Below are 3,046 nucleotides of genomic sequence, written 5' to 3' on the forward strand. Positions count from 1 at the left end.
GGTTCTTGACAGCGAGCTTGACGGCGCCGGCCTCGGCCTCGCCCTTCTCGACCCGCAAGAGCACGCGCCGCCCGACCATCAGCTCGGCCAGTTCCTCGACAGTCGTCTTCCTGGTTTCGCGCGTCGCCACCATCGTGCCCTGGCGCATCACCGACACGGTGTCGGTGATGGCCATGATCTCGCGCAATTTGTGGGTGATCAGCACCACCGTCTTGCCCTGGTCTTTCAATTGCCCGAGGATGCGGAACAGGTGGTCGGCCTCGGCCGGCGTCAGCACGCCCGTCGGCTCGTCGAGGATCAGGATCTCGGCGCCGCGATAGAGCGCCTTCAGGATCTCCACCCGCTGCTGCAGGCCGACCGGCAATTCCTCGATGATTGCATCGGGATCGACTTCCAGCCCGTATTCACGCTCCAGCCGCTCCAGTTCGGAGCGCGCCTTGGCGATGCTCTTCTTCAAGAGCGCATCGCTTTCGGCGCCGAGGATGACGTTCTCCAGCACCGTGAAATTGTCGACCAGCATGAAGTGCTGATGCACCATGCCGATGCCGAGCGCGATGGCGTCATTGGGGGTTTTGATCGAGGCCGACTGGCCGCCAACGCGGATCTCGCCGCTGTCGGCCTGGTAGAAGCCGTAGAGGATCGACATCAGCGTCGACTTGCCAGCTCCGTTCTCGCCGACAATGCCGTGGATCGTGCCGCGACCGATCTCAAGGTTGATGTCCCGGTTGGCGCGCACCGCACCAAAACTCTTGTTGATGCCGATCAACTCGATTGCGGCTTGCGCCATGCAGCCTGTCCCACTCTTATTTTTTTATCGCTTGGTCAAAACGCCTAGCATGACGCTCCGCCCGTGCCAATTGGCGGAGCCGGTTCACTCTCGACAAATCCCGGTGCGCTTGTCAATTTGCAACGTGGCCGGGGCCTTCACATTCGCTAGTATGACGGCGCCGAAATTCGCATCACGGCGCAAGACATCGCGGTGAACGACATCGCGGTGAGACTGGGGAATTCACATGATCACGCCCGCCGACCGGCTGACGACGCTGGAAATACGCGCCGCCGAGCAGGAGAAGATCATCGAGGAACTGTCCGGCCAGATCGCCGAGCAGTGGAAAGTGATCGAGCGCATGCAGCGCAAGCTGGACGCGCTGACGGATCGCTTCCTGGCGCTGGAGGAGCAGACAGGAGATGAAGTGCCGGTAACCAAGCCACCGCACTGGTGAGGAAAAAGGGAAGGTGCACGCCTTGGTCAGTGAAAGCGATCGCATCGCGCGGGCCGGCGAATATGTGCTCGGTCTTATGAACGACAAAGACCGCGAACGGGCCGAACGTGACCTGGAGGTCGATCCCGCCTTCCGCGACGCGGTCGCGCGACTTGCCGAGCAGATGTATTTCTTCGACCGTTACGGAAAACGCGACCTGCTGCCTGGCAGGCATTGGGAACTGGTTACCCAACGCCTAGCCGAGTTACCTCAGATGCGCAGCGTCGAGCTCGGCGGCAATGAGGTCAAACCGCGCACGGTGATCCGAAGCCTGTCCCGGCCACCATACGGCATTGGCGTGCACGCGCTTGGCGGCCGGCGCGGAGTTGTCGTTGCCGCCGGGCTGATGGTGGCGTTCGCGCTGGGCTGTCTCGTCGCGAAGCTGCTATAGGCGAGGGCGGCGCGACATCAGCGCCATCTTCTCGCCGTCCGAGCCGCTTATCTCAACGGTATTCCAGCCGAGAGCCGCGTAGAAATCACGCGCATCCCATGTGTAGAGATGGAGCATCTCGACGCCCCGTGACGCCGCATGGGCTTCCGTTGCCTTGACCAGCGCGGTGGCGATGCCTCGGCGTCGATACCTTGCATCGACGACCAACCCGGCCAGCCATGGCGTCAGATCATGTACGGGCTCCAGCTCGTGGCGGACCAGCAGGCATGTCCCGACCGGGGTGTCGCCGATCCGGGCAACGAATGCCGCCTCGAAGCCGTCACCGGCGATCAAGCCACGAAGCCCTGCCGCATCTTCCCCGAGCGTCCTTCCGGTTCCCTCGAAAAACGTGGCCAGGCGCAGCTGGGCTACCGCTGCTACGTCGTGCTCGCCGATGGGTGCGATCTTTGGCTGCATCTGTATCCCGAAACGGTGGCCGGCACGGAGCGAACGTTTCGCTCGATCCGGTAAAGACAAAACCGCCGGGCTGGCGCCCGGCGGTTTGCAGATCATGTCTGTGTGTTCGTGCCGCTCAATAGGGGCAAGCGTTGTCAGCCGTATAGTCGTGCACTTCGGTCTTGCCGGCAATGATGTCGGCCTTGGCCTTTTCGACGGCCGCCTTCATCTCGTCCGTCACCAGCGCCTTGTTGTTGTCGTCCATGGCGTAGTCGACGCCGCCTTCCTTGAGGCCCAGATTCTCGACTCCGCCCTTGAAGGTGCCGTTCTTGCCGTCCATGAAGGCGGTGTAGACGGCGACGTCGACGCGCTTCAGCATCGAGGTCAGCACCTTGCCCGGCTGCAGGCCGTTCTGGTTGGAATCGACGCCGATGCCGAGCTTGCCGGCATCTGCCGCCGCCTGCAGCACGCCGACGCCGGTGCCGCCTGCCGCGGCGTAGATCACGTCGGAGCCCTGGTCGATCTGCGTCTTGGCGATCTCGCCACCCTTGGCCGGATCGTTCCAGGCAGCCGGCGTGTCGCCGGTCATGTTCTGGATGACATCAGTCGCACCCGCCGACTTGGCGCCGCCGACATAGCCGCATTCGAACTTGCGGATCAGAGGGATATCCATGCCGCCAACGAAGGAGACCTTCTTGGACTTAGAGGCCATCGCCGCCAGGATGCCGACGAGGTAGGAGCCCTCCTGTTCCTTGAACTTCAGCGACCGCACGTTCGGCAGATCGACCTGGTCGTCGATGATGGCGAAGTTCAGGTCGGGATATTCGGCGGCGACCTTGGTCAGCGCGTCCGTCCAGGCAAAGCCGGCCATGACGATCGGGTTGCGGCCGTCCTCGGCGAAGCGGCGCAGCGCCTGCTCACGCTGCGAGGCATTGGAGACCTCGAATTCGACGTAGGC

5 protein-coding genes are annotated in these 3,046 nt (G+C 63.1%); 2 read left to right on the forward strand and 3 right to left on the reverse strand.

Annotated elements, in window-relative coordinates; all coding sequences use genetic code 11:
* A partial coding sequence (locus tag EN964_RS30325; RefSeq protein ID WP_127277122.1) for an ATP-binding cassette domain-containing protein occupies positions 1-787 on the reverse strand: 787 nt, incomplete at its 3' end.
* A 229-nt stretch (positions 788-1,016) separates the two neighbouring features.
* Between EN964_RS30325 and EN964_RS30330 the strand changes: the two genes are divergently transcribed.
* Both EN964_RS30330 and EN964_RS30335 read left to right on the forward strand, forming a co-directional pair.
* Complete coding sequence (locus EN964_RS30330; protein ID WP_206517192.1) at positions 1,017-1,223, forward strand: SlyX family protein; 207 nt, start codon at positions 1,017-1,019, stop codon at positions 1,221-1,223.
* A 22-nt stretch (positions 1,224-1,245) separates the two neighbouring features.
* Positions 1,246-1,653: a hypothetical protein gene (locus tag EN964_RS30335; RefSeq protein WP_127266920.1), complete on the forward strand. Its 408-nt coding sequence runs from the start codon at positions 1,246-1,248 to the stop codon at positions 1,651-1,653.
* Here the strand turns inward: EN964_RS30335 and EN964_RS30340 are convergent.
* Together EN964_RS30340 and EN964_RS30345 are read right to left on the reverse strand one after the other, a co-directional pair.
* Positions 1,648-2,109, reverse strand: a complete 462-nt coding sequence (locus EN964_RS30340) for a GNAT family N-acetyltransferase (RefSeq protein ID WP_127266919.1) — start codon at positions 2,107-2,109, stop codon at positions 1,648-1,650. The two genes, EN964_RS30335 and EN964_RS30340, sit on opposite strands and share 6 nt — an antisense overlap.
* A 115-nt stretch (positions 2,110-2,224) precedes the next feature.
* Positions 2,225-3,046: BMP family protein (locus EN964_RS30345; protein WP_164776094.1), on the reverse strand; the 822-nt coding region annotated here is incomplete at its 5' end.

It is taken from the genome of Mesorhizobium sp. M7A.F.Ca.CA.001.10.2.1 (assembly GCF_003998575.1).
In the GTDB taxonomy this organism is placed as follows: Bacteria; Pseudomonadota; Alphaproteobacteria; order Rhizobiales; family Rhizobiaceae; genus Mesorhizobium.